The sequence below is a fragment of the Rhizobium sp. PAMB 3182 genome (assembly GCF_052908355.1).
Genome location: NZ_CM128607.1, coordinates 803,966 through 827,667 on the forward strand (window position 1 = coordinate 803,966; position 23,702 = coordinate 827,667).

General features: G+C 62.4%; 24 protein-coding genes and 1 tRNA gene. 10 read left to right on the forward strand and 15 right to left on the reverse strand.

Annotation, left to right across the window (positions count from 1 at the left end; all coding sequences use genetic code 11):
* Window positions 1–101: 101 nt before the first annotated feature.
* On the reverse strand, window positions 102–911 hold the full coding sequence (locus tag ACU5AZ_RS04070) for an EF-hand domain-containing protein (protein ID WP_446824757.1): 810 nt from the start codon (window positions 909–911) through the stop codon (window positions 102–104).
* Between the two features lie 394 nt (window positions 912–1,305).
* Here ACU5AZ_RS04070 and ACU5AZ_RS04075 point away from each other — a divergent pair, with 394 nt between their 5' ends.
* From ACU5AZ_RS04075 to ACU5AZ_RS04085, 3 genes are all read left to right on the forward strand, one after another.
* Entirely contained in the window at window positions 1,306–1,950 is a 645-nt protein-coding gene (locus ACU5AZ_RS04075; protein WP_446824758.1) for an HD domain-containing protein, read from the forward strand.
* A 9-nt stretch (window positions 1,951–1,959) separates the two neighbouring features.
* Window positions 1,960–2,808 carry an MOSC domain-containing protein gene (locus tag ACU5AZ_RS04080; RefSeq protein ID WP_446824759.1) on the forward strand — a complete coding sequence of 283 codons (849 nt, stop codon included), beginning with the start codon at window positions 1,960–1,962 and terminating at the stop codon, window positions 2,806–2,808.
* A 107-nt stretch (window positions 2,809–2,915) separates the two neighbouring features.
* Window positions 2,916–4,133: an MFS transporter gene (locus ACU5AZ_RS04085; protein WP_446824760.1), complete on the forward strand. Its 1,218-nt coding sequence runs from the start codon at window positions 2,916–2,918 to the stop codon at window positions 4,131–4,133.
* A 90-nt stretch (window positions 4,134–4,223) separates the two neighbouring features.
* Here the strand turns inward: ACU5AZ_RS04085 and recO are convergent, their stop codons facing one another.
* Together recO and ACU5AZ_RS04095 are read right to left on the reverse strand one after the other, a co-directional pair.
* Window positions 4,224–4,982 carry a DNA repair protein RecO gene (gene recO, locus ACU5AZ_RS04090; RefSeq protein WP_446824761.1) on the reverse strand — a complete coding sequence of 253 codons (759 nt, stop codon included), beginning with the start codon at window positions 4,980–4,982 and terminating at the stop codon, window positions 4,224–4,226.
* A gap of 50 nt (window positions 4,983–5,032) precedes the next feature.
* The gene (locus tag ACU5AZ_RS04095; protein WP_446824762.1) at window positions 5,033–5,638 is read right to left on the reverse strand and encodes a TetR/AcrR family transcriptional regulator; all 606 of its coding nucleotides are present in this window, start codon (window positions 5,636–5,638) and stop codon (window positions 5,033–5,035) included.
* Window positions 5,639–5,767: 129 nt separating this feature from the next.
* On the opposite strand from ACU5AZ_RS04095, the gene ACU5AZ_RS04100 reads away from it, so the two are divergent.
* Both ACU5AZ_RS04100 and ACU5AZ_RS04105 read left to right on the forward strand, forming a co-directional pair.
* Window positions 5,768–6,343 (forward strand): hydrolase, encoded by a 576-nt coding sequence (locus tag ACU5AZ_RS04100; protein WP_446824763.1) that lies wholly within the window; start codon window positions 5,768–5,770, stop codon window positions 6,341–6,343.
* A complete protein-coding gene (locus tag ACU5AZ_RS04105) occupies window positions 6,340–7,440 on the forward strand; it encodes an AbrB family transcriptional regulator (protein WP_446824764.1) in 1,101 nt (366 codons plus the stop codon). The genes ACU5AZ_RS04100 and ACU5AZ_RS04105 overlap by 4 nt, the downstream gene beginning before the upstream one ends.
* Window positions 7,441–7,452: 12 nt before the next feature.
* Here the strand turns inward: ACU5AZ_RS04105 and era are convergent, their stop codons facing one another.
* From era to rpoZ, 8 genes are all read right to left on the reverse strand, one after another.
* On the reverse strand, window positions 7,453–8,388 hold the full coding sequence (gene era, locus ACU5AZ_RS04110; protein WP_446824765.1) for a GTPase Era: 936 nt from the start codon (window positions 8,386–8,388) through the stop codon (window positions 7,453–7,455).
* On the reverse strand, window positions 8,381–9,109 hold the full coding sequence (gene rnc / locus ACU5AZ_RS04115) for a ribonuclease III (RefSeq protein ID WP_446824766.1): 729 nt from the start codon (window positions 9,107–9,109) through the stop codon (window positions 8,381–8,383). The genes era and rnc overlap by 8 nt, the downstream gene beginning before the upstream one ends.
* A complete protein-coding gene (lepB, locus tag ACU5AZ_RS04120; protein ID WP_446824767.1) occupies window positions 9,106–9,852 on the reverse strand; it encodes a signal peptidase I in 747 nt (248 codons plus the stop codon). The genes rnc and lepB overlap by 4 nt, the downstream gene beginning before the upstream one ends.
* Before the next feature lie 131 nt (window positions 9,853–9,983).
* Window positions 9,984–10,388 carry a holo-ACP synthase gene (gene acpS / locus ACU5AZ_RS04125; protein ID WP_446824768.1) on the reverse strand — a complete coding sequence of 135 codons (405 nt, stop codon included), beginning with the start codon at window positions 10,386–10,388 and terminating at the stop codon, window positions 9,984–9,986.
* 55 nt (window positions 10,389–10,443) lie between these two features.
* Window positions 10,444–11,031 carry a DUF2062 domain-containing protein gene (locus tag ACU5AZ_RS04130; RefSeq protein WP_446824769.1) on the reverse strand — a complete coding sequence of 196 codons (588 nt, stop codon included), beginning with the start codon at window positions 11,029–11,031 and terminating at the stop codon, window positions 10,444–10,446.
* Between the two features lie 222 nt (window positions 11,032–11,253).
* Window positions 11,254–11,406, reverse strand: a complete 153-nt coding sequence (locus ACU5AZ_RS04135) for a DUF3563 domain-containing protein (RefSeq protein ID WP_261930651.1) — start codon at window positions 11,404–11,406, stop codon at window positions 11,254–11,256.
* A 149-nt stretch (window positions 11,407–11,555) separates the two neighbouring features.
* Window positions 11,556–13,766: a RelA/SpoT family protein gene (locus ACU5AZ_RS04140; RefSeq protein ID WP_446824770.1), complete on the reverse strand. Its 2,211-nt coding sequence runs from the start codon at window positions 13,764–13,766 to the stop codon at window positions 11,556–11,558.
* Window positions 13,767–13,910: 144 nt separating this feature from the next.
* Complete coding sequence (gene rpoZ, locus ACU5AZ_RS04145; RefSeq protein ID WP_446824771.1) at window positions 13,911–14,318, reverse strand: DNA-directed RNA polymerase subunit omega; 408 nt, start codon at window positions 14,316–14,318, stop codon at window positions 13,911–13,913.
* A gap of 279 nt (window positions 14,319–14,597) precedes the next feature.
* Between rpoZ and ACU5AZ_RS04150 the strand changes: the two genes are divergently transcribed.
* Complete coding sequence (locus ACU5AZ_RS04150; protein ID WP_446824772.1) at window positions 14,598–15,176, forward strand: LabA-like NYN domain-containing protein; 579 nt, start codon at window positions 14,598–14,600, stop codon at window positions 15,174–15,176.
* Between the two features lie 7 nt (window positions 15,177–15,183).
* Here the strand turns inward: ACU5AZ_RS04150 and ACU5AZ_RS04155 are convergent, their stop codons facing one another.
* The gene (locus ACU5AZ_RS04155; protein WP_446824773.1) at window positions 15,184–15,858 is read right to left on the reverse strand and encodes a helix-turn-helix transcriptional regulator; all 675 of its coding nucleotides are present in this window, start codon (window positions 15,856–15,858) and stop codon (window positions 15,184–15,186) included.
* 112 nt (window positions 15,859–15,970) lie between these two features.
* Between ACU5AZ_RS04155 and ACU5AZ_RS04160 the strand changes: the two genes are divergently transcribed.
* Window positions 15,971–16,879, forward strand: coding sequence for a DMT family transporter (locus ACU5AZ_RS04160; RefSeq protein WP_446824774.1), 909 nt, complete (start codon window positions 15,971–15,973; stop codon window positions 16,877–16,879).
* Here the strand turns inward: ACU5AZ_RS04160 and smpB are convergent.
* Both smpB and dapA read right to left on the reverse strand, forming a co-directional pair.
* Window positions 16,870–17,349 carry an SsrA-binding protein SmpB gene (smpB, locus tag ACU5AZ_RS04165; protein ID WP_446824775.1) on the reverse strand — a complete coding sequence of 160 codons (480 nt, stop codon included), beginning with the start codon at window positions 17,347–17,349 and terminating at the stop codon, window positions 16,870–16,872. The two genes, ACU5AZ_RS04160 and smpB, sit on opposite strands and share 10 nt — an antisense overlap.
* A gap of 103 nt (window positions 17,350–17,452) precedes the next feature.
* The gene (gene dapA, locus ACU5AZ_RS04170; RefSeq protein ID WP_446824776.1) at window positions 17,453–18,337 is read right to left on the reverse strand and encodes a 4-hydroxy-tetrahydrodipicolinate synthase; all 885 of its coding nucleotides are present in this window, start codon (window positions 18,335–18,337) and stop codon (window positions 17,453–17,455) included.
* 230 nt (window positions 18,338–18,567) lie between these two features.
* Here dapA and ACU5AZ_RS04175 point away from each other — a divergent pair, with 230 nt between their 5' ends.
* Entirely contained in the window at window positions 18,568–20,637 is a 2,070-nt protein-coding gene (locus tag ACU5AZ_RS04175) for a lytic transglycosylase domain-containing protein (RefSeq protein WP_446825908.1), read from the forward strand.
* An 87-nt stretch (window positions 20,638–20,724) separates the two neighbouring features.
* Complete coding sequence (locus tag ACU5AZ_RS04180; protein WP_446824777.1) at window positions 20,725–21,621, forward strand: alpha/beta fold hydrolase; 897 nt, start codon at window positions 20,725–20,727, stop codon at window positions 21,619–21,621.
* A gap of 160 nt (window positions 21,622–21,781) precedes the next feature.
* Here the strand turns inward: ACU5AZ_RS04180 and ACU5AZ_RS04185 are convergent, their stop codons facing one another.
* Window positions 21,782–22,768 (reverse strand): porin, encoded by a 987-nt coding sequence (locus ACU5AZ_RS04185; RefSeq protein WP_446824778.1) that lies wholly within the window; start codon window positions 22,766–22,768, stop codon window positions 21,782–21,784.
* Between the two features lie 705 nt (window positions 22,769–23,473).
* Between ACU5AZ_RS04185 and ACU5AZ_RS04190 the strand changes: the two genes are divergently transcribed.
* Window positions 23,474–23,564 (forward strand) — tRNA-Ser (locus ACU5AZ_RS04190).
* The last annotated feature ends 138 nt before the right edge of the window (window positions 23,565–23,702 follow it).

The following is a 23,702-nucleotide window of genomic DNA, read 5'->3' on the forward strand; positions in this document are numbered from 1 at the left end:
GAGGGAGATCGCCTCCTCCCGGAAGAAACAGAAAACCGGCCGCGAAAGACGCGGCCGGTTTTTGTCTTCATGATGCGCCGTCATCCCGGCCCGGCAGGGGCCTAGGCGTCGGCTTCGGCAACCTCGTTAGTCGTGCTGGAGATGGCGCCAAGAAGATCGGACAGCGAATAGGTGCTGTCCTCGCCCAGCGTCATCATCTGGACGCCGCCGGGCGGCGGGCCCGGACGGTTGCTCTTCATGGCGTCACCGAGCGCCTCGGTGGTCAGTGAACCCGTGCCTTCGCTATCGAAGGAATTAAACAGCGTGGTGGCGTCTTCCTCGGAGACTTCATCCGGGCGGGAGGCCACGAACTCCTCAAGGGTTACGCTGCCGTCCTCGTCGCTATCCATCGCACTGACGAGGTCGTCGTCGCCATCACTGTCCTCGGACGGCGGGCCACCCGGAGGCGGACCTCCCGGTCCACCCGGCCCACCCATCGGCGGCGCCGGCCGGCTGGCATCCATGGCGTCGGCAAGCGCCTCCGTCGTCAGCGAACCGGTGTCCTCGCTGTCAAAGGAATTGAAGAGCGTCGTGGCGTCCTCTTCGGATACCTCGTCCGGACGCGAGGCGACGAACTCCTCGAGCGTCACACTGCCATCCTCATCGGAATCCATCGAGGAGACCAGGTCAGTCGTCGACAGCTGGGGCGATGCCAGCGTATCGGACATGCTCATCATCATCGACATCATGTTGCCGGAAAACTTCGACGTCGCGCTGTCGCTGTCGAATTCCATCGCCGGTGGTGTGGCCGGCATGGAGGACGTGGCAGAAGCCGCCGTCGACGCTGCCGCTTCCGTGCTTTCCTTGTCGGTTCCATTGATCTTGGACAAATAGAGATAGTTGCTGCTTCCCGCAGCGGACACGCTGGTCATTAAAAAAGCCCCCGTAAAAATATTCTCTGAAATCCTGCGGGACAGAATACGAAACCAGGACTGATGAATCGCTAATTTGAGTCGCCTTTTCCGGCAAAAAAATTTGTTAATTGCCACAATCAGCAATTGACACGTTTCGAATCGAATTTTTGTTAATATTTATTAACCTCTCCGGCCATATCGCGCAAAAAACCCATTCCATCTTAGGGGCGATGTCGACGGCCACGTCTCGAGCGGCCGCGCACCCTGCGTCAATCTGTCGCACTCATTTCAAGCGATCGGTATATGCACGGACTGGTCGAAACATCGCACAGCGATCCCCGGATTGCGTTCGCAGCCGTCGGCCTATAATCAATAGCGGTCAGATTCGCCGATTGGGAGGAACGATCCACCGATGCTGACTGCCCTGGCCTTTGCGCCGCATCAGGCGATTGCCGAACAGCTTCTGCCCCATCTCGACGCCGGCAATGACGGGTCGCACGACCTTGCCCATATCCAGCGCGTCTTCCGCAATGCCTTCCGAATCCAGGCTATCGAAGGCGGCAATGCCGAGGTGCTGGCCGCGGCCGTGCTGATGCATGATTGCGTGTCGGTGGAGAAGAATTCGCCGCTGAGAACCCAGGCCTCGCGGCTTGCCGCCGAAAGAGCGGCAAGCGTCCTTGGCGATCTCGGCTGGGCTGACGTCGACATCGAGGCCGTGGCGCACGCCATCCTCACCCACAGCTATTCCGCCGGCATTCCGCCGGAAACGCTGGAAGCGAAGATCCTGCAGGACGCCGACAGGCTGGACGCGATCGGCGCCATCGGTGCGGCTCGCTGCTTCTATGTCGCAGGGCGGATGGGGTCGGCGCTTTATGATCCCGCCGATCCGCGCGCGGACGGTCGCCCGCTCGACGACAAGGCCTTTGCCATCGATCATTTCGAAGCCAAGCTTTTCAAGCTCGCCGACGGTTTCCAGACGACAGCGGGGCAGGATTTCGCCCGCGAACGTCACGACCGGCTGGCACAATTCCTTCAACACTTTCTCGACGAACTATAGGACGGTCCCATGCAGGTCAGTGATCTCTTCATCTACCCGCTCAAGAGCGCGCGCGGCATCCGCCTGCCCTATTCGAAGGTCGACGCTTTCGGCCTCTCCGGCGACCGCCGGATGATGATCGTCGACGGCAATGGCCGGTTCATCACCCAGCGCGAACTGCCGTCGCTTGCGCGCATCGACGCGCGCCCCGGTGCGACCTCGCTGCTTCTGACGATGGAAGGCAAGGGCGAGCTTCTGGTGGCGCCGCCGCAGCCGGACCACCGCATGGAGGTCATGGTCTGGAAGTCGCGCGTCAACGCGGCGATTGCCGACGACGGCGTCAATGCCAAGCTTTCGCAGTGGTTCGGGACGGAGGTGAAGCTTGCCTTCTTCGATGCCGACGCGCACCGCGAGGCGAGCGCCGACTGGGCCGGAGAAGGTACGCCCGTCACCTTTGCCGACGGGTTCCAGGTGCTGGTGACGACCGCCGGCTCGCTGAACGCCATCAACGCCAACCTGCACGGCCAGGGCCTGCCCACGGTGCCGATGGACCGGTTCCGTCCGAACATCGTCATCGACTGCGAGGAGCCCTTCGCCGAGGACCGCTGGGCGGCGGTCGAGATCGGCGGCATCCGCTTCGATTTCGTCAAACCCTGCGTGCGCTGCGTGATGACCACCCAGGACCAGAAGACCGGCTCGCGCGAGATTGCCGACCCGATGCCGGCCCTTCGCAAGCTCCGCATGTCGGCGGACGAGCGGATCAAGGGCGTGCTCTTCGGCTGGAACGCCGTGCCGCGCGGCGAAGGCCGTATCTCCGCCGGCGACGAGGTGCGCGTAATCGACGAACGGGGCAGCGGCTGGAAGCTTCGGGCGGCCTGAACCATCAAATTTCCTGATCAAAGATTCAAATCTAATCGCTTGGCGTGATTAGTGCGCCGTATATACTTCAGTCTCAGAGAATACTGGCTGGCTGAGGGGACAGTTCCATGCAGAAGACCGCCACACACCCGATGCCCTGGGCTCTGATCATCGCGGGATCGCTGATCTCGATCATGACCTTCGGGCCGCGCTCGGCCATGGGCTTTTTCCAGTTGCCCATGTTGTCGGAAACCGGCTGGGACCGCTCTACCTTCGGCCTTGCCATGGCGATCCAGAACCTGTTCTGGGGCCTCGGCCAGCCGTTCTTCGGCGCGCTGGCGGACAAGTACGGCACCGCCAAGGTGCTCATCATGTCCGCTCTCCTCTATGCCGCCGGGCTCGTGATGATGGCGAGCGGCCATTCCATCGTGCTCCTGCATCTGGGCGGCGGCGTGCTGATCGGCCTTGCGATCGCCGCCGGTTCGTTCAGCGTCATCCTGTCGGCCTTTGCCCGCAACGTCACCGCCGACCAGCGCTCCTTCGCCTTCGGCATTGCGACCGCCGCAGGCTCGGCCGGCATGTTCCTGTTCGCGCCGCTCACCCAGGGGCTGATCAATGCGTTCGGCTGGTCGGAATCGCTGATCATCTTCGCCGCCATGATGATCGTCGTGCCGTTCCTCGCCATCCCGCTGAAGGGCAATGCAAGGTCCGGCAGCCAGTCGCACACCCAGTTCGAGCAGACGGTCGTGCAGGCGCTGAAGGAAGCGCTCGGACACCGCTCCTACCTGCTCCTGACCAGCGGCTTCTTCGTCTGCGGTTTCCAGGTGGCGTTCATCACCGCGCATTTCCCGGCCTATATCGGCGACATCGGCATCGACGCCCGCTATGCGGTGATCGCCATGGCGCTGATCGGCTTCTTCAACATCATCGGGTCGCTCGCCGCCGGTGCCATCGGCCAGCGCCGCTCCAAGCCCTACATGCTGTCGCTGATCTATATCGGTCGCTCGATCGCGGTCACCGCTTTCCTGCTGCTGCCGCAGACGCCACTGTCGGTCATCATCTTCGCGAGCGTGATGGGCCTGTTGTGGCTTTCCACCGTGCCGCCAACCAATGGCCTCGTCGCCATCATGTTCGGCACGCGCCATCTCGGCCTGCTCGGCGGCATCGTCTTCCTGTCGCACCAGATCGGTTCGTTCCTCGGCGTGTGGATGGGCGGCTATCTCTACGACAAGTTCGGCTCCTACGACGTCGTCTGGTGGCTCGGCGTGGTGCTCGGCCTGTTTGCGGCTGTCGTTCACTGGCCGATCAAGGAAGAAGCGATCGCCCGGCCGCTGGCTGCTGCCTGACATTTCCTGAGACAATGATTCATCGCCGGCGCGCAAGCGCTTGAGGGGGAATCGCTTTTGCGGGCGGCCGCAACCGTCAGGAATTCGCCTTCAGGCGTTTTCGCCGGTCGCCGCCTGCCGGGTTCTCAATGCCTTCAGCGCCGCCTGGATGAAGCCGTCGCGGGCGCTGGCGACCTCGATGCCGCGCGGCTCGTAGACGTGGCGGTTGAGGAAATAGCCAGTCAGGCGGAAGGCTTCGGCGAGCGTATCGCAATTGGCGGCCTTGCGGTGGTCGGTGCGCAGGAAGGGCGGCAGGGCCAGCATGCGGTCCCGGTACGGATCGCCGGCCGGGCGGCTGACCGCCCTGCCCGACTTCGGCGAGACATAGACCAGTTCATCACGGCTGCCGGTCGCAGCACAGCGTTCGAGATCGAGGCCGAAGCCGAGATCGTCGAGCACCGCGAGCTCGAAGCGGACGAAGAGCTCGCCAGCGTCGGCCGGATTCTCCATGTTTTCGAGGATTACGTCGAGCGCATCGAACAGATGCGGATGCGGATCGCGTTCGGGAAGCAGGCGCAGCAAGGCACCCATGGCCTGGACGCCATAGACGGAGGTCGCCGCCTCCATCAGCCGGGCGGCGCGCAGGCGTTGCGGTTCGACACGAAACTCTCCCAGATGTTCGTCAAGCCGCGCGCGCCATGTCACTTCGACCAGATTGCCCGGCTGCAGCACCGGCTGCATCGAGCGGGAACGCCCTCCCCGCACGAGGCCGAGATGGCGTCCGCGGTCGCGCGTCATCACCTCGGCGATGACGCTGGTTTCGCCATGCCGCTTGATGCCCAGAACGATCGCCTGATCCTGCCATTGCATGGAAAATCCTTATCACCGCCGGAGAACCAAAGCACCGGCAAAACGTCGTATCAGAGCCCGGCCAGATAGGTTTCCAGCATAACGCGCCAGTCAGCCATCGCCTTTTCCTTCGCTTCGCCGGACCTGTCCTCGTCCAGCTGCACGTGCGCCTTCATGAGCTGCAGCACGACGATGGCGGACGATTCGGATATTTCCTTCGAAAGAGACGGACGCCAGAGGCGCAGGATGCCGGCGATTCGGGCGCGGATCGCGCCGCGGAAATAGCCCGGACGCGCATCCGGGCCACGCCAGCGCATGTCAAGAAGCCCGATCGCCAGGCGGCGTTCGCTGGAGAGCGCGAGAAAGACATCGAGAAGCGCATGAGCGAGATCCGGCGGCGCCATGTCGCGAACCTTGGCGGCGATCCGGTCCAGCCGCTCGAACACGTGCTCGCCGTAGCGCTCGATCAGCGCATCAGCCAGAACGTCCTTGTTGGGAAAGAACTGATAGAGCGAGCCGATCGGCGCACCGGCGCGGGCGGCGATCTCGGTCATCGTCGCCGCCGCAAAGCCGCGTTCCTCGAAGACGGATGCGCCGGCCTCGAGAAGCTGGGCGACCCGCTCCTTGCCGCGCTTACGCTTCGGCGCCTTGGCGACAGCTGGGGAATTTTCTTCCAACGGGGCTCCGGTCATTGACTTTTATGAGGCCATCTTCATATAAATTTTGCGAGGACATCCTCATATAACGACATGTCCCGCTCCTGGTCCAGCCCCACCCAAGCATCTGCCCATCACGGATTGCCTCCCATGATCTTACTTGATCCCAAGACCACCGCTCTCGTTCTCATCGATCTGCAGAAGGGCATCGCCCAGGGACGCACGCTAGCGCCGCACAGCGGCGACGACGTCATTGCCCTTGGGAAAGCGCTTGCGACCCGCTTCCGCAAGGCCGGTTCGCCTGTGGTGCTGGTCAATGTCGGCTGGCATGCGGATTTCGGCGACGGCCTGAAGCAGCCGGTCGAGGAACCGATGGCGCGGCCGGCCGGCGGTCTGCCCGCTGACTGGAGCGATCTGGTCGATGACCTGGCGGAGCCAAGCGACCTCAGGATCACCAAGCGCCAGTGGGGCGCCTTCAACGGCACGGAACTCGATCTGCAATTGCGCCGTCGCGGCATCAGGACGATCGTGCTCGGCGGCATCGCCACCAATTTCGGCGTGGAATCGACCGCGCGGCAGGCCTATGAACTCGGCTACGAGCTGGTGATACTGGAGGACGCCTGTTCGACGATGAGCGAAGACATGCACGCCTTCCCCTTCCGCTACGTTTTCCCGAGGATCGCGCGCATCGCCACCTCCGCAACGGTCGAACTGACCCCCGCATGACGACACCCGTTCCTCCCGACGGCAAGCAGGAAACCGCCCCGCCCGCCGGACTTCTGACCGATGTCCCCGCGCCGGCAAAGTGGCTGTTGCTGCTCGTTCTTTCCGCAGCGCTCGCCGGCGCGTTCGAATATGTCCATCTGCCGGCTGCCCTTCTTCTCGGGCCGATGATCGTGGCGATCCTATTTGCGGTCAACAGCGCGCGCATGGCGGTTCCGCGTCTGCCGTATCTCGCCAGCCAGTCGCTGCTCGGCGCCATGATCGCCCAGTCGCTCGACGGCAAGGTGGTGCAGCGCTTCCTTCAGGACTGGCCGATCTTCGTGTCGGTGGTGTTCGCCATCATCCTGGCAACGTCGCTTCTGGGCTATGTGCTCGCCAAGCGTCAGGTCCTGCCGGGCAGCACGGCGGTCTGGGGAACCTCGGCCGGCGGTGCGTCCGCCATGGTGCTGATGGCCGAGGCCTACGGGGCCGATGCACGCCTCGTCGCCTTCATGCAATATCTGCGGGTCGTCTGCGTGGCGAGCACGGCGGCCGCCGTCGCCGCCTTCGTCTTTCACCTCAAGGGCGGGCAAGCGCCGGCCTTTGTGCTGTTTCCGCCGGTCGATTGGCTCGGCTTCTGCGAGACGATGGCGGTCACCGCCGTTTCGGCCTATGCGGGCTTCAAGCTGCGCATCCCCGTCGGCAACATGCTGGTGCCGATGTTCGTCATGGGTGCGCTGAACTCGTTCGACATCATCGCCATCACCCTGCCGCCATGGCTGCTGGCGATCGCCTACGGCATCATCGGCTGGCGGATCGGGCTCGCCTTCACCCGCCGGCTGTTGCGGCATGCGGCGCGCGCCTTCCCGCAGGTTTTCCTGTCGATCGTGCTGCTAATCTCGTTCGGTGCGCTGCTCGGCAGCCTGTTGTGGCTGATCCTCGGCGTCGACCCGCTGACGGCCTATCTCGCCACCAGCCCCGGCGGGCTCGATTCAATCGCCATCATCGCGGCCTCGACGCATGTCGACCTGCCGCTGGTGATGACCATCCAGACGGTACGCTTCGTCTTTATCCTGACGCTGTCGCCGAGCATATCCCGCTTCGTCGCCAGCCGCGTCTGACAGGCGCGGCGTTCAGCCGGTGGGGAAATCGAGGCCCATTTCTCGGAAGCGGGCCGGGTCGTCGCCCCAGTTCTCGCGCACCTTGACGAACAGGAAGAGGTGCACGGGCTGCTCGAGGATGTCGGAGATTTCCTTGCGCGAGGCCATGGAGATCGCCTTGATGGCCTCGCCGTTCTTGCCGAGTGCGATCTTCTTCTGGCTGTCGCGCTCGACATAGATCACCTGCTCGATGCGCACCGAGCCGTCCTTGCGCTCTTCCCACTTCTCCGTCTCGACATGCGAGGCGTAGGGAAGTTCCTGGTGCAGGCGCAGGAACAGCTTCTCGCGGGTGATTTCCGCCGCCAGCTGACGCATCGGCAGGTCGGAAATCTGGTCTTCCGGATAGTACCACGGACCCTCCGGCAGCCGCTTGGCGAGAAAGTCGAGGACGTCCTTGCAGCCCGAGCCATTGGCCGCGGAGATCATGAAGGTCTCCTCGAAGGCAATGCGCTCGTTGGCTTCCGACGCCAGCTTCAAAAGCGCGTCCGGCCGCACACGGTCGATCTTGTTGAGGACGAGGATCTTCGGCTGATGGACTTCCTTCAGCCCTTCGAGGATCGCCTCGGCATCACCCTTCAGGCCACGCTCGCTGTCGACCACGAACATGATCAGGTCGGCATCCTTGGCGCCGCCCCAGGCGGACGTCACCATCGCCTGGTCGAGTTTTCGCCGCGGCTTGAAAATGCCGGGCGTGTCCATGAACACGATCTGCGCGTTGTCGTGAATGACGATGCCGCGCACGATGGCGCGCGTCGTCTGCACCTTGTGGCTGACTATCGATACCTTGGCGCCGGCGAACTGGTTGACCAGCGTCGACTTGCCGGCATTGGTGGCGCCGATCAGGGCGACGAAGCCGGAATGGGTCGGCCGCTCTGCGGCTTCGTTCTGTGTGTTGTTTTCTTCAGTCATCTGCTTTTCCGCCGTCTTCCGGCTGCCAAACCCCTTCACGCTCCAGAAGCCGCGCGGCGGCGACCTGCTCTGCAGCGCGCTTGGAGCGGTCCACGCCGGACACGGGCTCAAGGCCCGGGATCTCGACGACGACCGTGAAACGGGGATCATGATCCGGTCCGGACCTGTCTTCAATACGATAGGACGGCGTCACCGCATATTTCGCGTGCGCCCATTCCTGCAATTCGGTCTTGGCGTCGCGGCGCGCGCCATCGGCGCTGGCCGCACGCTTCTTCCAGTTCCTCAGGATGAAGCTTCGCGCCGGTTCGAGGCCACCGTCCAGATAGAGGGCGGCGATCAGGCTTTCGACCACGTCGGCGCGCACGTTCATCATCCGCTTGCCCGTCAACTTCTTCACGTCCGATCCGGCGCGAATGAAGCGGTAGAGCTGCAGTTCATCGGCGATCTCGGCGCAGGTGCCGGCGCTGACAAGCTGGTTGAGGCGGACCGAAAGCTCGCCTTCATTGGCGGTCTCGTAGAGCTCGAACAGCAGTTCGGCGATGCACAGGCCGAGAACCCGGTCTCCGAGGAATTCGAAGCGCTCGTAGTTGCCGGCCTTCACCTGGCCGACAGAGGCATGCGTCAGGGCGCGTTCGAGATGCGACCTGTCGCGGAACACGTGTCCGAGCAATGTCTCGACCGCGACGCGGTCGGCTTCGGTGAGCCTGGGGCTCCTCGTCATTGAACGCCCTTGAACAGGCGATCCCAGCGCATGTTCGCCGGCCACTTCCAGAACTCCAGGAACGAGGTGTCATTGCCGATCGAGAAGAAGATGAAGCTGGCGCGGCCGACCAGATTTTCAGCCGGCACGTAGCCGACGTCGAAACGGCTGTCGAGCGAGTTGTCGCGGTTGTCGCCCATCATGAAATAGTGGCCGGCCGGAACGATGAATTCGCGGGTGTTGTCGCCGGCCGAATCCGGACGCGCGTCGAGCGTGTCGTAGGTCTTGCCGTTGTCGAGCGTTTCCCGGTAGACCGGAACGTCGACGCCGGGATCATTGCGGTAATCGGACGTGAACGTGCCGTCGGGCTGGCGCGGAACCGGCTCGCCGTTGACGTAAAGAATGTCGTCCTTGACCTGGATGTGATCGCCGGGAAGGCCGATCAGCCGCTTGATGTAGTCGATCTGCGGGTTCGGCGGATAGCGGAAGACGACGACGTCGCCGCGCTTCGGCTCGCTCGAGAAGATGCGGCCGGAGAACAGGTCCGGCGAGAACGGCAGAGAGTAGCGCGAATAGCCGTAGGCATATTTGTTGACGAAGATGTAATCGCCGACAAGCAGCGTCGGCATCATCGAGCCTGACGGAATGGTGAACGGCTGGAACAGCACCGTGCGGATAATCACAGCAAGCAGCAATGCCTGTACGAACACCTTGATGTTCTCCCACAGGGCGTTTTGCTCCTTCTTTTCAGCTTTCTCGAACACGCGTCTCTTTCCTTTGCAATGAATTTCGAGCTTCTCTGTAGTCTTTTCGATTGCGCCGGGCAAGGCGCGTCACCCGGGGCGAGCCGCTAAATGGGGCACTATGTCCCACCCGCCGGCATCGCCTCCCGGCTTCAACCCGAAGTGGGCCTCGCCTCGATCACCACGAAGGCCTGGGCATAGGGCGGCTCGTCCGTCATCGTCAGATGCACGACCGCCTCGTGACCCGGCGGAGTGAGCGCAGCAAGCCGCGCGGCGGCCCCTCCGGTTAGCTCCATGACCGGCCCGCCGTCCTGGCGGTTGACGACGCCCATTTCCTTCCAGAAGACCCCCATGGCAATCCCGCTGCCGAGCGCCTTGGCACAAGCCTCCTTGGCGGCGAAGCGCTTGGCGTAGGCGGCAGTGGCGTTGCGTCCACGGCCCGCCTTCTGCTTTTCAATTTCGGTGAAAATACGGTCGGTGAAGCGGTCGCCGAAGCGCTCCAGCGATTTCTCCACGCGGCGGATATCGATGAGGTCGCTGCCAATACCTATGATCATGCGATGGCCTTCATCCGGCGGTGCCTTTCATGGGCCGCCCGCAATACGCGAGCGTTCACACACTTTGGATATTGCCGACACCGCCGGCCATGCGCGCCTTTGCCCGTTCGGCCAGGCGCTGGCGGCGGCGGCTCTGGAAGCCGCGGACGGCGTAGTAGGTCGCGATATAGACCGCCACGGCGCTGACGAGGCCAAGCGGAATGGCGCCGATCAGCATGGGTTTCAGCACCGGATCCCAGAGCGCGAAGAAGTCGCGATGCTCGAACATCCGGAAGAGATCCAGACGGCCACCGCCACCGCGATGCCCGTGGCCGAGGATGATGTGCCCCACCTCCCAGGTCGAAGCCCAGATGAAGGGGAAGGTCAACGGATTGCCGAAGGCCGTACCGAGAGCAGCGGCGACCATGTTGCCCGCCACCAGATAGGCGATCACGAAAGCGAGAATGAAATGGAAGCCCATGAACGGCGTCCAGGACGAAATGACGCCGGCGGCAACGCCGGCGGCGACGGCATGCGGCGACGCCGTCAGGCGCAGCACGCGCATGCGAAAATAATGAAACGGACGCAGGAAGCCCTTGCGCGGCCACAAAAGGCCTTTGACACCGTCTAGAAAGCCGGCCGGTTTACGTCGTCTGAACAGCATGATGTCATTTATGTTTGCAGCCATACCTCTGGCAAGGGTCGATAACGCAAAAGTGCGTCCGGTTCGTGTCTCGGATCCACCAACCCCGCCGCTCATATCCTCTTACGTCGCGCTTTGCAAAGAAAGTGTTTCGCTCGCGCAAAACGGCAAACGCCTCCCGAACGGGAGGCGTTTGCCGTTTGTCAGTCCTGAGGCGTCTTCCGGGCCGAAGCCCGCGCATTCTTAGTAGAAATGCTTGAAATCGCCGCGGTCAATGGTGCGCTGGCGCATTTCCAGGTCGACGCGGTCGCGTGCCTGGCTCAGATACTTGAGCTCCATCTCGTGAATGCTTTCAGGACGAAGGCTCTTGGCGAACTTGCGGATCGACTTGAACATCTTGCTTTCCTCTCGTCATCAAATTCTTGTCTCGAGTAGGAATATGCGGTCTGCCGGCCGATTTTACTACAGCCAGCAATCGAAGGCAGCCGTGCGTTTGCTGCATAGCACAATTAACGCGGTATCAATGTGTGCAGCGCAGCATCAACTCAATCGTAGACGCGCTTGACCGTCGCGATACAGTCGAGATCCTTCAGCTGGGCCAGAAGCTGGTTCAGCTGGCGCAGATCCCAGACCTCCAGATCGATCGCCATCTCGGTGAAGTCGGTGGCAATGCGCACCATGTTCAGCGTCTTGATGTTGACGTCCTGGGTGGCGATCGTCTGGGCGACGCGCGCCAGCGTACCCGGCTCGTTCAACGCATTCAGAAGCACGCGGGCGACAAAGCGGGTCTTGTTGGCTTCGTCGAGATCCCAGCGCACATCGATCCAGCGCTCCGGCTGGTCGTCGAACTTCTGCAGGGCGGATGCCTGGATCGGATAGATGGTGATCTGCTTGTCGTCGCCCATGATGCCGACGATGCGGTCGCCGGGAACAGCGCCACAGGCGGAGAAACCGACATTGATGTCGCCGGACAATCCGCGGATCGGCAGGACGCCGGCTTCCACCTCGTCTGACTTGCCCTTTTCATGGCCAGGGACGCGGAAGGCCATGCCGGTCACGCTGCGCACGTTGAACCAGCCCTCATCGCTGGCCGGCTTCACGGTCACGCGCTCGTCCTGGTAATCGGGGAAGACGGCGCGCAGGACGTCGAGCGACGAGAGTTCGCCGCGGCCAACGGTGGCGATCACGTCTTCGCTGTCCTTGTGGCCGAGCCGGTGCAGGACGGGTTTCAGCGCCTCGCGGGAAAACTGCTTGCCGGCGCGTTCGAAGGTGCGCTCGAGAATGCGGTAGCCGAGGCCGCCATATTGCTTGCGGATCGCCATGCGGGTGGCGCGACGGATGGCGGCGCGCGCCTTGCCGGTGACAACGATTTCTTCCCATGCGGCCGGCGGAACCTGCACGCCGGAGCGGATGATCTCCACCTCGTCGCCGTTCGACAGCCGGGTGACCAGCGGCATGATGCGGCCGTTGATCTTGGCGCCGACACAGGTATCGCCGACATTGGTGTGGACGGCATAGGCGAAGTCGATCGGTGTTGCGCCGCGCGGCAGGGCGATCAACTTGCCCTTCGGGGTAAAACAGAAGACCTGGTCCTGGAAGAGTTCCAGCTTGGTGTGCTCGAGGAATTCTTCCGGATTGTCGCCTTCGGCCAGCGCCTCGATCGTATGGCGCAGCCAGGAATAGGCATTGGTTTCGCGCGACAGCGGATCGCCGTCGCCCTCCCCGTCCTTGTAGAGCGCGTGGGCGGCGATACCGTATTCGGCGATCTCGTGCATGCGTCGCGTGCGGATCTGCAGCTCGATGCGCTGGCGGGACGGGCCGACGATCGTGGTGTGGATCGACCGGTAGTCGTTCTGCTTCGGTGTCGAGATGTAATCCTTGAAGCGGCCGGGCACCACGCGCCAGCGGGTGTGCACGATGCCGAGCGCCCGGTAGCAGGCGGGAATGTCGTTGACGATCAGCCGGAAGCCATAGAGGTCGGACAGCTGTTCGAAGGACAGCGACTTCGACTGCATCTTCTTGAAGATCGAATAGGGCTTCTTCTGCCGGCCCTTGACGACGGCCTCGGTGATGCCGTTGGCGATCAGAAGGTCGCGCAGCTCTTCCTCGATCTTGCGGATCAGGCCTTCGTTGCGCTCGGAAAGCTCGGCCAGCCGGCGGGTGATGGTCTCATAGGCTTCCGGATTGAGATTGCGGAAGGACAGGTCCTCCAGCTCGTCGCGCATGTCCTGCATGCCCATGCGGCCGGCGAGCGGCGCATAAATGTCCATCGTCTCTTCGGAGATGCGCATGCGCTTGTCTTCACGCATGTGCTCCAGCGTGCGCATGTTGTGCAGACGATCGGCGAGCTTGACGAGAAGCACGCGGACGTCGTCGGAAATCGCCAGCAGCAGCTTGCGCAGGTTTTCCGCCTGCTTGGCCTTCTTGGTGACGAGGTCGAGCTTCTTGAGCTTGGTCAGCCCCTCGACCAGCGCGCCGATGTCCTCGCCGAAGAGTTCGTCGATCTCGGCGCGGGTGGCGGTGGTGTCCTCGATCGTGTCGTGCAGCAGCGCGACCGCGATCGTCGACTCGTCGAGCTGCATTTCGGTGAGGATGGCCGCGACTTCGAGCGGATGGGAGATGTAGGGGTCGCCGCTCGCCCGTTTCTGCTGGCCATGCTTCTGCATGGCGTAAACATAGGCCTTGTTGAGTAGCGCCTCATTGGCGTCCGGCTTGTATTTCTGTACGCGCTCAACGAGCTCGTATTGACGCATCATCCCAAGGCTACTCCGGAGACATTCCACATGTCGCGCCGCCGGCTTCCGGCCGGCATGCGCAAATCAAAAAGTGCGCCAATCATAGGATTGGCGCACGGAAATTCAAATGCAAAAGCCGGATGCGCGAAGCATCGCAGACGACGATCAGTAGTCGTCGTTCTTTTCCGGCGGCACGAGGCCTTCGATACCGGCCAGCAGTTCTTCTTCCGACATGCTGTCGAAGGTGATCTGCTCGGGCGCATCCTCTTCCGTTTCGGCGCCGCCGAAGACGTCTTCCGCGCGGCTGGCCGACTGGGTTTCGACGTCGGCTTCCGGCTCGTCCACTTCCACGTGCTTCTGCAGCGAGTGGATCAGGTCTTCCTTCAGATCGTCGGGCGAAAGCGTCTCGTCGGCGATTTCGCGCAGAGCCACGACCGGGTTCTTATCGTTGTCGCGGTCGATCGTGATCGAATTGCCCTGCGAGATCTGGCGGGCACGGTGGCTTGCGAGCAATACCAGCTCGAAGCGGTTATCAACTTTATCGATGCAATCTTCTACTGTGACACGGGCCATTGCCTGTCCTTTGTGGTCGAAATTTCAGGAGTTGCCCCCGCGATACAGACAACTGCGGAAAATTTCAAGTTTTTCCTGCCCGACCCGCACGAAAGCGACAAATTCATAGGGGAAACCGCATACCCCAACCTGAGCGGGCTTGGAATGGCGCCCCTCCTGCCCTAGATGAAAACAGAGAACCCCGAATAATTACGATTGTGCGACAAGCTTTAGCAAAGTATCGATGAACAGGTAAACCAACAAAAATTTAACTAATTGATTAAAAAAGGATGAGGAAGCATGTTTGACCCAAGAGAGAAGATTGCACTTTTTATAGACGGCGCCAATCTTTATGCAGCCTCGAAAAGCCTCGGCTTCGATATCGATTATCGCAAGCTGCTGAAAGCTTTTCAGAAGCGCGGTTATCTTCTGAGGGCGTACTATTATACGGCCCTCATAGAAGATCAGGAATACTCGTCTATCCGTCCGTTGATCGACTGGCTGGACTATAACGGCTACAAGGTCATCACCAAACCTGCGAAAGAATTCACGGATTCTATGGGCCGCAGGAAGATCAAGGGCAATATGGACATCGAGCTGGCCATCGACGCGATGGAACAGTCGGCGACCGTCGACCATCTGGTGATCTTTTCCGGCGACGGCGACTTCACGACGCTGGTCGAAGCGCTGCAGCGCAAGGGCCGCAAGGTCTCCGTCGTCTCGACGATGTCGACCCAGCCGCCGATGATCGCAGACGACCTGCGCCGCCAGGCCGACCACTTCATCGATCTCGTATCGCTGAAGGCCGAAGTCGGACGCGACGCCGCCGACCGCCCGGTCCGCCAGACCGAGCCGGTTGCCAGCGAATACGAGGACTGACCGCGGCTCACTGGATTTCCGGAAGCAATTTGCGCAGCCGGTGCCCGTCGCCTTTTCTGCGCTCCTCCAGCACGTCCAAGGACCAGATCCTGTCCAGCCTGAAGTGGCGGATATCCTGGCGCAGGTCGCACCATGCGGAGAGGACGACCGCGCCGACGAAATAGGCCAGCATCAGCGGCAGAATGCGGCGTACCGTCTCGTTTCCCAGTTCGTCCCGGTACGTGATTTCGAGCATCCGCTCCTCGCGGATGGCGGCCCGCATCAGGGCCGGATCGAAACATCCCGGCGGGATTTCGTGCCAACCGGATGCCGCGACGATCGGATCCAGCACCAGCGTTCTCAGACGTCCCTCAAGGCCAGCGGAAATCCTGTCGCGCGCCCGCGCGGCAGCCGCCACCAGCTCTCCGTCTCCCGTCCGGCCGACAAGGGCCAGTCCGGTCAGGATGGCATCGATCTCGCCCGCCTCGAAGGTCAACGGCGGCAGGCTGTAGTCAGACCGCAGGATATAGCCAATCCCCGCCTCCCCCTCGATCGGAACCCGCATCGCCTGCAAGGCGGCAATGTCGCGATAGACGGTGCGCTGATGCACCTCAAGGCGGGCCGCCAGCTCGACCGATGTCAAGGCGCCGGACGCGCTTCGCAAGATCTGAATGATTTCGAACATCCGATCCGATCGGCTCACTGCATTCGTCTCCCGTCTGCGGATTTCGGTTGCAATCTAGCACAGTCCCTGCTGACAGTATGCTGTCAGCACAGGTGTGTTTGATTGCGCCGACACAACGAGGTAACGACACATGGTGCTGACTGAAACGGACGCCGCGGCAATGGCCGGCGCGCGCGCAAGACGGATCGAGGGCATTCTCCTGACGGCATGCGCGGCGGCACTCTGGAGCCTCGCAGGCTATTTCACCCGAGCGGTCGAAGCCGACACGATGACGCTCTTGTTCTGGCGTTCGACGCTGGCGACGGTCTGGATCGTCGGCTATCTCGCCTTGCGGGAAGGCCGGCAATCGCTGAAGGCCGTCTCCGCCATGCCCTGGCAAGGCTGGCTCTATGTGGGGCTGACGGGACTCAGCATGCTGCTGTTCCTGACATCGATGCGCCACACCAGCATTGCGCGCGTCTCCGTCATCTACGCCACCGTGCCGGTGATCACCGCACTCCTCGCTTACGCACTCTTCCGGGAGCGGCTGAGACCAGCGGCGCTGGTTGCGGGCGCGTTCGTCGTTGTCGGCGTGGTGATCATGTCGGCGCCGGATGGCAGCGGGCATATGAGCGGCGATCTCGAGGCGCTCGGCATGACCGTCGGTTTTGCCCTGATGACGATTATTTCCGGCCGTTACAAGGCGATCCCCGCCCTGCAGGTCACGGCGATCTCGACCTTCCTGACCGCGTTAGCCTCGCTGCCGGTTGCCAGGCCCGCCGCCACCAGCGCGACCGATCTCGTATTAATCAGCCTGTTTGCGCTGACGGCGCTGGCAATCGCGCCGGTCGTCTTCTTCCGCGGCGCGCGGCTGCTGGCACCGGCCGAGACGTCATTGGTGGGGACGATCGAAACACCGCTTGCGCCACTCTGGGTCTGGCTTGCCTTCGGCGAAACGCCGACGGGCCGGACGCTCGTCGGGGGATTGGTCGTGATGGCCGCCGTGATCGGCTATCTCTATACGGGCCTGAGACGGCAGAAGGCTGCCGCTCAGCCGTGATCCTTGAGTAGCCGGCTCTTCTGGCGGTTCCAGTCGCGCTGTTTCTCGGTCTCGCGCTTGTCGTGCAGCTTCTTGCCCTTGCCGAGCGCCAGCTCCATCTTCGCCCTGCCCTTTTCGTTGAAATAGACCTTCAACGGAATGAGCGTCATACCTTCACGGTTGACGGCGGCGCGCAGACGGTTGATCTCGCGCTTGCTCAACAGGATCTTGCGGCGCCGGCGCGGCTCGTGGTTGAACCGGTTGGCCTGCAGGTATTCAGGCAGATAGGAATTGATCAGCCACAGCTCGCCATCCTCATCCGAGGCATAGGATTCGGCGATGTTCGCCTTGCCTTCGCGCAGCGACTTGACCTCCGTGCCGGTCAGGACGAGGCCGGCTTCGTAGGTGTCGACGATCTCATAGTTGAAGCGGGCCTTGCGGTTTTCCGCAACGATCCGTCCGACCCGTCTCTCGCTTCCCTTCGGTGCCATCTTTCCAATTCCAGTCTTTCGAATGCCGACGCCCGTATTCCGAGAAGAACACGGGCGCCCATGCATTACAAATATGTCGCCGGCCCGGCTTTTTAAAGCCCGGTCAGTTTACCAGCCCCGCGTGCTTCAAGGCTGCGTCCATCGCGGCTTCCGTCGACGGCTCCAGCGCGCTCATCAGCGGCGAGCGCACCGTGCGGCCCATACGGCCGAGCTTCGACAGGCCGTATTTGGCGCCACAGACGCCGGGTTCCATGAAGATCGCCTTGTGCAACGGCAGGAGCCGGTCCTGATATTCCAGCGCGCCGGCAAAGTCGCCCTTGCCGAGCAGCGCCTGGAATTCGGAACACAGGCGCGGCGCCACATTGGCAGTCACCGAGATGCAGCCGACGCCGCCATGGGCGGCATGGCCGAGGGCTGCAGCATCCTCGCCGGACAGCTGGATGAAATCCTTGCCGCAAGCGGCACGCTGTTCCGACACGCGCTCGATATTGCCGGTCGAATCCTTGACGCCGACGATGTTCTTGTAGGTCTTCGCCAGATGCGCCATCGTCGCAACGCTCATGTCGACGACCGAGCGCGGCGGGATGTTGTAGATGATGATCGGCAGGCTGATCGCCTCCGCAACGGCGGAGAAATGCGCGATCAGGCCCTTCTGCGTCGGCTTGTTGTAATAAGGCGTGACGACGAGAACGGCATCCGCCCCCGCCTTTTCAGCGTGCTGGGCGAGATCGATCGCTTCGCGGGTGTTGTTGGAGCCGGCGCCGGCGATCACTGGCACGCGTTTTGCCGCCACTTCGATGCAGAGTTCCACGACACGTTTGTGTTCGGCATGCGAAAGGGTCGGCGATTCACCCGTGGTTCCAACCGGAACCACGCCGGTGCTTCCTTCCGCGATCACCCATTCGACGTGTCTGGTAAAAGCGTCTTCATCGATGTCACCCGTTTCTTTGAACGGTGTGACCAAAGCGGGCATAGACCCCTTGAACATGCATCACTCCCCACGGCCACAAGACGTTCATCCTTCAGCCGCATTCGCTGTGTAAAACTCGCGCACCATAGTGTGCGGCGTGTGCCGCGACAAGCGCCGATTTCGGAGATATCCAGCGGGTTTGCCGCGGTTTTCACGAATATTTTCCGGCCCGTGCGCATTGCCATAAGGTTTCGTTAACCACCCTGCTGCTCAATCAAGGAATGACCGCACTGCTACGCAAGCACTGGATGAGAACGACGGCCCTGGCGCTTCTCGGCGCAGGCCTCCTCTATTCCCTCATAGAAGGACCGGCGCAGGGCTCGACCGAAGCGCTGGCGAATGTCGCCACGGCCGCCGACCAGAAGATCCTGCCGCCGTCCATGGAAACCACCGGCGCCATTCCCACCCTTCAACTGGCCTCCGCCACGGTGAGCGACCTCAAGACGGGGCTCGACGCGCTTTCCAACAAGGACATTGCCGGGGCACGCGCCATTCGCGACGGCCTCGCCCTGCATTCGATCGACCGCCACATCCTGACATGGTCGATCGCCATGTCGGCTGCGGGCTCGATGTCATCCGACGAAGTCGCCGCGGCGTCCGAAGAGCTTGCTCACTGGCCGGGCCAGGATCTGCTCGCCAGCCGCTATGAACAGGCGCTGTTCAGGGAAAACCCGCCCGCCGAAACGGTGATCGCGAAACTCGGTGACAAGACACCGGGCACGCCGGAAGGCGCGCGGCTGCTCGCGCGTGCCTATGTCGCCCTCGGCAAGACGGATCAGGCTCATGCCGTTCTCGCCCGGCTCTGGACCTCGGAGACGCTGGACGTCAGCACCGAAGACGCAATTCTCGACGAGTTTCCCGATCTGCTCGGCGAAGCCGACAATCGCACGCGCATGCAATACCTGCTCTACCGGGGCAAGATAGAGCAGGCGGAACGCTTTGCCCGGCTCGGCAAGGCTTGGTCGCTGTTCCAGGCCTGGAGGGCCGTTGCCGCCAAATCCTCGAACGCCGAGGCGCTGATTGCCGCCGTCGACACCTCCTGGGCGAAGGATCCCGGCTATCTCTATATCCGCGTCGTCAACGCGCAGCGCAAAGACCGGTACGAGGAAGCCGCCAGGCTCCTGAAGTCGATGCCCGATGATCCCGCCGCGCTCGTCGTTCCCGGAGAGTGGTGGGACGAGCAGCGGATCGTCGCGCGCGGTCTTTTCGAAGCCGGCAAGCCAAGGGAAGCCTTTGACGTGGCCGCCAGCCACACCGCCGCAAGGCCGGTCGACAAGGCGGATGCCGAGTTTCATGCCGGCTGGTTTGCCCTGGTCGGCCTGAAGGACGGCGCGCTCGCCGCCCCGCACTTCCAGAAGATTCTCGACGCCTCCGACGGACCGATCTCGCAATCACGGGCCTGGTACTGGCTTGGACGGGCTGCCGAGGCCGGTGGTCCGGGCAAGGCAGACGACTATTACCGCAAGGCGGCCGGCTACAGCGCCACGTTCTACGGGCAACTCGCCGCCGCGCGCCTCAAGCAGCCGGGCCTTGCCGTGGTGCCGCCATCGGCAACCATGGAGGATCGCCACCATTTCCAGTCGAACGAGGCAGTGCAGGCGATTGCGCGGCTCGAAGCGGCCGGATATGGCTGGCGGGCCGAGAGCCTTTACCGGGCACTCGCACGGCAATTTTCCAGTTCCGGCGAACTCGCGCTGCTCTGCGAGCGGGCGGAACGCGAGCACAGCCATCAATTGTCGCTGCAGCTCGGGAAGATCGCCCAGTCGCGCGGCGTCGATGTCACTGCACTCGCCTTCCCTGTCGGTGCCATTCCCGACGACGCCGATATTTCCGGCTCCGGCAAGGCGCTGGCCTACGCGATCGCCCGCCAGGAAAGCGCCTTCAACCCGGCCGCCATTTCGCCCGCAAACGCGCGGGGCCTGCTGCAGCTGCTGCCGGGTACGGCCAAGGAGATTGCCGGTCGCTACGGCCTTGCCTATTCGCAGGACCGGCTGACCACCGACGCCGGCTACAACGCCACGCTCGGCGCCCATTTCCTCGGCGAACAGATCGACAGTTTCGGCGGATCCTTCATCCTGACCTTTGCCGCCTACAATGCCGGGCCGAACAAGATCCCCGAATGGATTTCGCGATTCGGCGATCCGCGCGGCATGCCGCTCGATGACGTGATCAACTGGATCGAGATGATTCCCTATCCGGAGACGCGCAACTACGTGCAGCGGATCATGGAGAACTACGAGGTCTACAAGGCACGGCTCGGTGAACGGGCCGACATCGTTGCCGATCTCATGGCCGGCGCCAATATCCGCATGAAATAGGGCTTGCTCCCCTTCCCTGCCTCACGCATCTTTGCCCGATCACGGGCGAACCGGGCGATGTTGCGCGGCCGAATCACGGAGGAAGGTATGGCAGCGGACTACGACACGGGCTTCAGCGAGCATCACTTTCGCACCAATGACGGCCTGAAGCTCTATGTTCGGCGCTATGCTGCCGCCAATGAGCACGACGACCTGACGCCGATCGTCTGCCTGCCGGGACTGACCCGCAACAGCCGTGACTTTCATCAGCTTGCGCTCGCGCTGTCGCAGGGCGATATGGGCCCAGCACGCGCGGTTTACGCCTTCGACTATCGCGGCCGCGGCCGTTCCGAATGGGCAAGCGACAAGGCGAGCTACAATATCCTCACGGAAGCCGACGACGTGGTGGCCGGCTGTGCCGCGCTGCAGATCGACAAGGCCACTTTCATCGGCACGTCGCGCGGCGGGCTCATCCTGCATGTGCTGGCCGGCCTGCGCCCGACGCTGATCGCCGGAACGGTTCTCAACGACATCGGCCCGGTGATCGAAGCGGCGGGCCTGGCCCAGATCCGTTCCTACCTGTCGCGGGGCGCCAGGCCGAAAACCTGGAAAGAGGCCGCCGATATCCTGAAGGAGACGCATGGCGGCAGCTTCACCGTGCTGGCGGAGAGCGATTGGCAGGACATGGCGCATGCCATCTACGCGCCGCGCGGTCGCAAGATTGCCGCAGACTACGATCCGGCGATCGCCAAGCAATTGATGAACATCAATTTCGATGCACCGCTGCCGGCACTCTGGCCGCAATTCGAGGGCCTGACGGCGTTTCCGATGATGGTGATCCGCGGCGCCAATTCGACCCTGCTGTCGGCTTCGACGCTTGAGGAGATGCAGAAACGCAATCCGAAGGCGCAATCCGTCACGATCGACGGCCAGGGCCATGCGCCGCTCCTGCATCTCGGCAGCCTGCCGCACCAGATTGCCGGATTCCTCGGCCAGATCGACTGATAGTCTCGAGGCCCTCCCGCCCGACACCCGTAGCCTAGCGTCGCCGTCGGTCTATCTGCCCCCAGCGAATAACGGCTTGCCGATGTCACAATGCCAAGGCCATCAAACGCAGAAAGCCCGGCCAGAGGCCGGGCTTTCCGTTCAATCTGATCAGATCAGATTAGAAGTTGCGCTGCAGACGGACCCAGCCGTCCCAGTAGCTGTCTTCGTCAGACGGGTCGTTGTACTGAACGTTGACCGAGCCAACGAGACCGTCGGTGATCGTGTATTCAGCCAGCAGACCAGCGTCCCAACGGTCTTCGCCGCTGTCTTCGAACGAGGTGTACTGAACGCCGGGGGTCAGGGTCAGCTTGTCGGTGATCTTCGCAGCGTAAGCAGCGGAGAGAGCCCAAGTTTCGCCTTCGTCAGAGAAGAAGTAGCGGGTATCGCCAGACTGGTAAGCACCAGCGAAGTCGAGCGTGCCCGGGCCGATGGCAGCGGACAGAACGCCTTCAACGGCAACTTCAGAGCTGTCAGCGTCATAGCCAGCATACAGGGTAGCGGTTACAACACCGAACGTGCCGCCAACCTTACCGGAAACGCCGTAAGCAGCGCTGTCAGCCAGATCGCCGAACTGGTCGAAGCCGATGTTACCGGCGAATGCACCGGTGCTGAACTCGTACCAAGCGCGCCAGTTGACAGTGTCGTCACCGAGCATGTCGGTTTCGCCGGCAATGCCGTCGTCGAAGGGGTTGGTCGTGTAACCAACGCCGAAGCCGCCGAGCATGATGTAAGCGCGGTCAAGCGTTGCACCGTCGCTGCCGGTGTCCGTGCCAGCTACGTAGAACGAGATGTTCGTCTTCAGAACGCCAGCTTCGGTGTCCTGAGCCGTCAGGAACGACAGGTAACCGCGTGCATAACCGTCAGAGTAAGAGTCGGTGGTAGCAGTATCTTCAGAGCTGAACTGCTCCTGAATACGAACGTAGCCGCCGATCTTCAGGCAGGTTTCCGTGCCCGGGATGTAGAAGTAGCCAGCGCCGAAAGCGTCGCAGACCTTGACGTATTCCATGGGCTCCGGCTCAGCAGCGACGATTGCGTCGGCAGCCTGGGCGCCGGATACTACTGCGAGAGCAGCAGCGGAGCCGAGAAGAAGGCTCTTGATGTTCATGTGTGACCTCCAATTAAGGTTTTCAGTCGGGTCTGGGATTTTGCCTTTCGGCATCCCTGCCCCATCCCCAAGTTTCAAGAAGCTTTGCGACGTGCCGCCGTGCTTCTGGGGAGACATTTACAAAGGCAGGGATTCCGCACAACAGAAAAAGCCAAAGCCAAGCCGTTAAAAAGCCGCGCATGTGACGGCTGTTGCCGAAACAACACAAACGGCCCTGCCGGACGGGTCATTCGTAAACGGGGTGTTAACGGCAAAGGCCTTGGGCGGCGCCGAAAAGTCGAGGCGGAGGACGAATTTAGTCGAATCGGCACGGTTCGTTCGGCTGCTCCCGGCCGTGGGATTCGTTTCGCGACCGGGGTCGACCAAGCCGATTCCGGCACCCGCTTTCAGCCTCATTTTCGCCTCCCTATATATAAGGTGCATTTCACACCGCCAAATTCATGCCTGCCGGGCCGGTTCCGGCGATGGCAATTCATGCTCCGGAATTGCCGGCGAAGGCGCCTAGTTCCAGAGAATCGCCTCGGGCTCGCTTTCGACCCATCCGCTTGCGGCATCCGCCTCGCCAGAAAGCGCAAGCCACGACGCCTTCATTGTCGGCCCGGGGACGACCGCCGCCACGCCTTTCCGGCGGACGAACGAAAATACCCGTACATTCCAAAAAACATCTTGATCGCACGGGCAAACACCAATATCACCGCCCTCACCGGAGAGGTGGCCGAGTGGTCGAAGGCGCTCCCCTGCTAAGGGAGTATACGTCAAAAGCGTATCGTGGGTTCGAATCCCATCCTCTCCGCCACGCTTCCTTTGCAATACCCTCTCATTCGACGTCTCGATGCATGCGCCAATTGCGGGACGCAAGCCCGATCGTGCGACGCGTGAAGACTGCAAGCATCTTCGCGATGCCTGTCGCGGCAAAGCTGGCGCGCGCATTGCC

Bases quoted from the DNA above. Each gene is read 5' to 3' on its own strand.
- rpoZ (WP_446824771.1), bottom strand. From the start codon at position 14,318: ATGGCCCGTGTCACAGTAGAAGATTGCATCGATAAAGTTGATAACCGC.
- ACU5AZ_RS04180 (WP_446824777.1), top strand. From the start codon at position 20,725: ATGGCAGCGGACTACGACACGGGCTTCAGCGAGCATCACTTTCGCACC.
- recO (WP_446824761.1), bottom strand. From the start codon at position 4,982: ATGCAATGGCAGGATCAGGCGATCGTTCTGGGCATCAAGCGGCATGGC.
- ACU5AZ_RS04130 (WP_446824769.1), bottom strand. From the start codon at position 11,031: ATGCTGTTCAGACGACGTAAACCGGCCGGCTTTCTAGACGGTGTCAAA.
- ACU5AZ_RS04100 (WP_446824763.1), top strand. From the start codon at position 5,768: ATGATCTTACTTGATCCCAAGACCACCGCTCTCGTTCTCATCGATCTG.
- dapA (WP_446824776.1), bottom strand. From the start codon at position 18,337: ATGTTCAAGGGGTCTATGCCCGCTTTGGTCACACCGTTCAAAGAAACG.
- ACU5AZ_RS04135 (WP_261930651.1), bottom strand. From the start codon at position 11,406: ATGTTCAAGTCGATCCGCAAGTTCGCCAAGAGCCTTCGTCCTGAAAGC.
- smpB (WP_446824775.1), bottom strand. From the start codon at position 17,349: ATGGCACCGAAGGGAAGCGAGAGACGGGTCGGACGGATCGTTGCGGAA.
- ACU5AZ_RS04150 (WP_446824772.1), top strand. From the start codon at position 14,598: ATGTTTGACCCAAGAGAGAAGATTGCACTTTTTATAGACGGCGCCAAT.
- ACU5AZ_RS04075 (WP_446824758.1), top strand. From the start codon at position 1,306: ATGCTGACTGCCCTGGCCTTTGCGCCGCATCAGGCGATTGCCGAACAG.
- ACU5AZ_RS04160 (WP_446824774.1), top strand. From the start codon at position 15,971: ATGGTGCTGACTGAAACGGACGCCGCGGCAATGGCCGGCGCGCGCGCA.
- ACU5AZ_RS04080 (WP_446824759.1), top strand. From the start codon at position 1,960: ATGCAGGTCAGTGATCTCTTCATCTACCCGCTCAAGAGCGCGCGCGGC.
- ACU5AZ_RS04105 (WP_446824764.1), top strand. From the start codon at position 6,340: ATGACGACACCCGTTCCTCCCGACGGCAAGCAGGAAACCGCCCCGCCC.
- ACU5AZ_RS04085 (WP_446824760.1), top strand. From the start codon at position 2,916: ATGCAGAAGACCGCCACACACCCGATGCCCTGGGCTCTGATCATCGCG.
- rnc (WP_446824766.1), bottom strand. From the start codon at position 9,109: ATGACGAGGAGCCCCAGGCTCACCGAAGCCGACCGCGTCGCGGTCGAG.
- ACU5AZ_RS04140 (WP_446824770.1), bottom strand. From the start codon at position 13,766: ATGATGCGTCAATACGAGCTCGTTGAGCGCGTACAGAAATACAAGCCG.
- era (WP_446824765.1), bottom strand. From the start codon at position 8,388: ATGACTGAAGAAAACAACACACAGAACGAAGCCGCAGAGCGGCCGACC.
- ACU5AZ_RS04070 (WP_446824757.1), bottom strand. From the start codon at position 911: ATGACCAGCGTGTCCGCTGCGGGAAGCAGCAACTATCTCTATTTGTCC.
- ACU5AZ_RS04185 (WP_446824778.1), bottom strand. From the start codon at position 22,768: ATGAACATCAAGAGCCTTCTTCTCGGCTCCGCTGCTGCTCTCGCAGTA.
- acpS (WP_446824768.1), bottom strand. From the start codon at position 10,388: ATGATCATAGGTATTGGCAGCGACCTCATCGATATCCGCCGCGTGGAG.
- ACU5AZ_RS04175 (WP_446825908.1), top strand. From the start codon at position 18,568: ATGAGAACGACGGCCCTGGCGCTTCTCGGCGCAGGCCTCCTCTATTCC.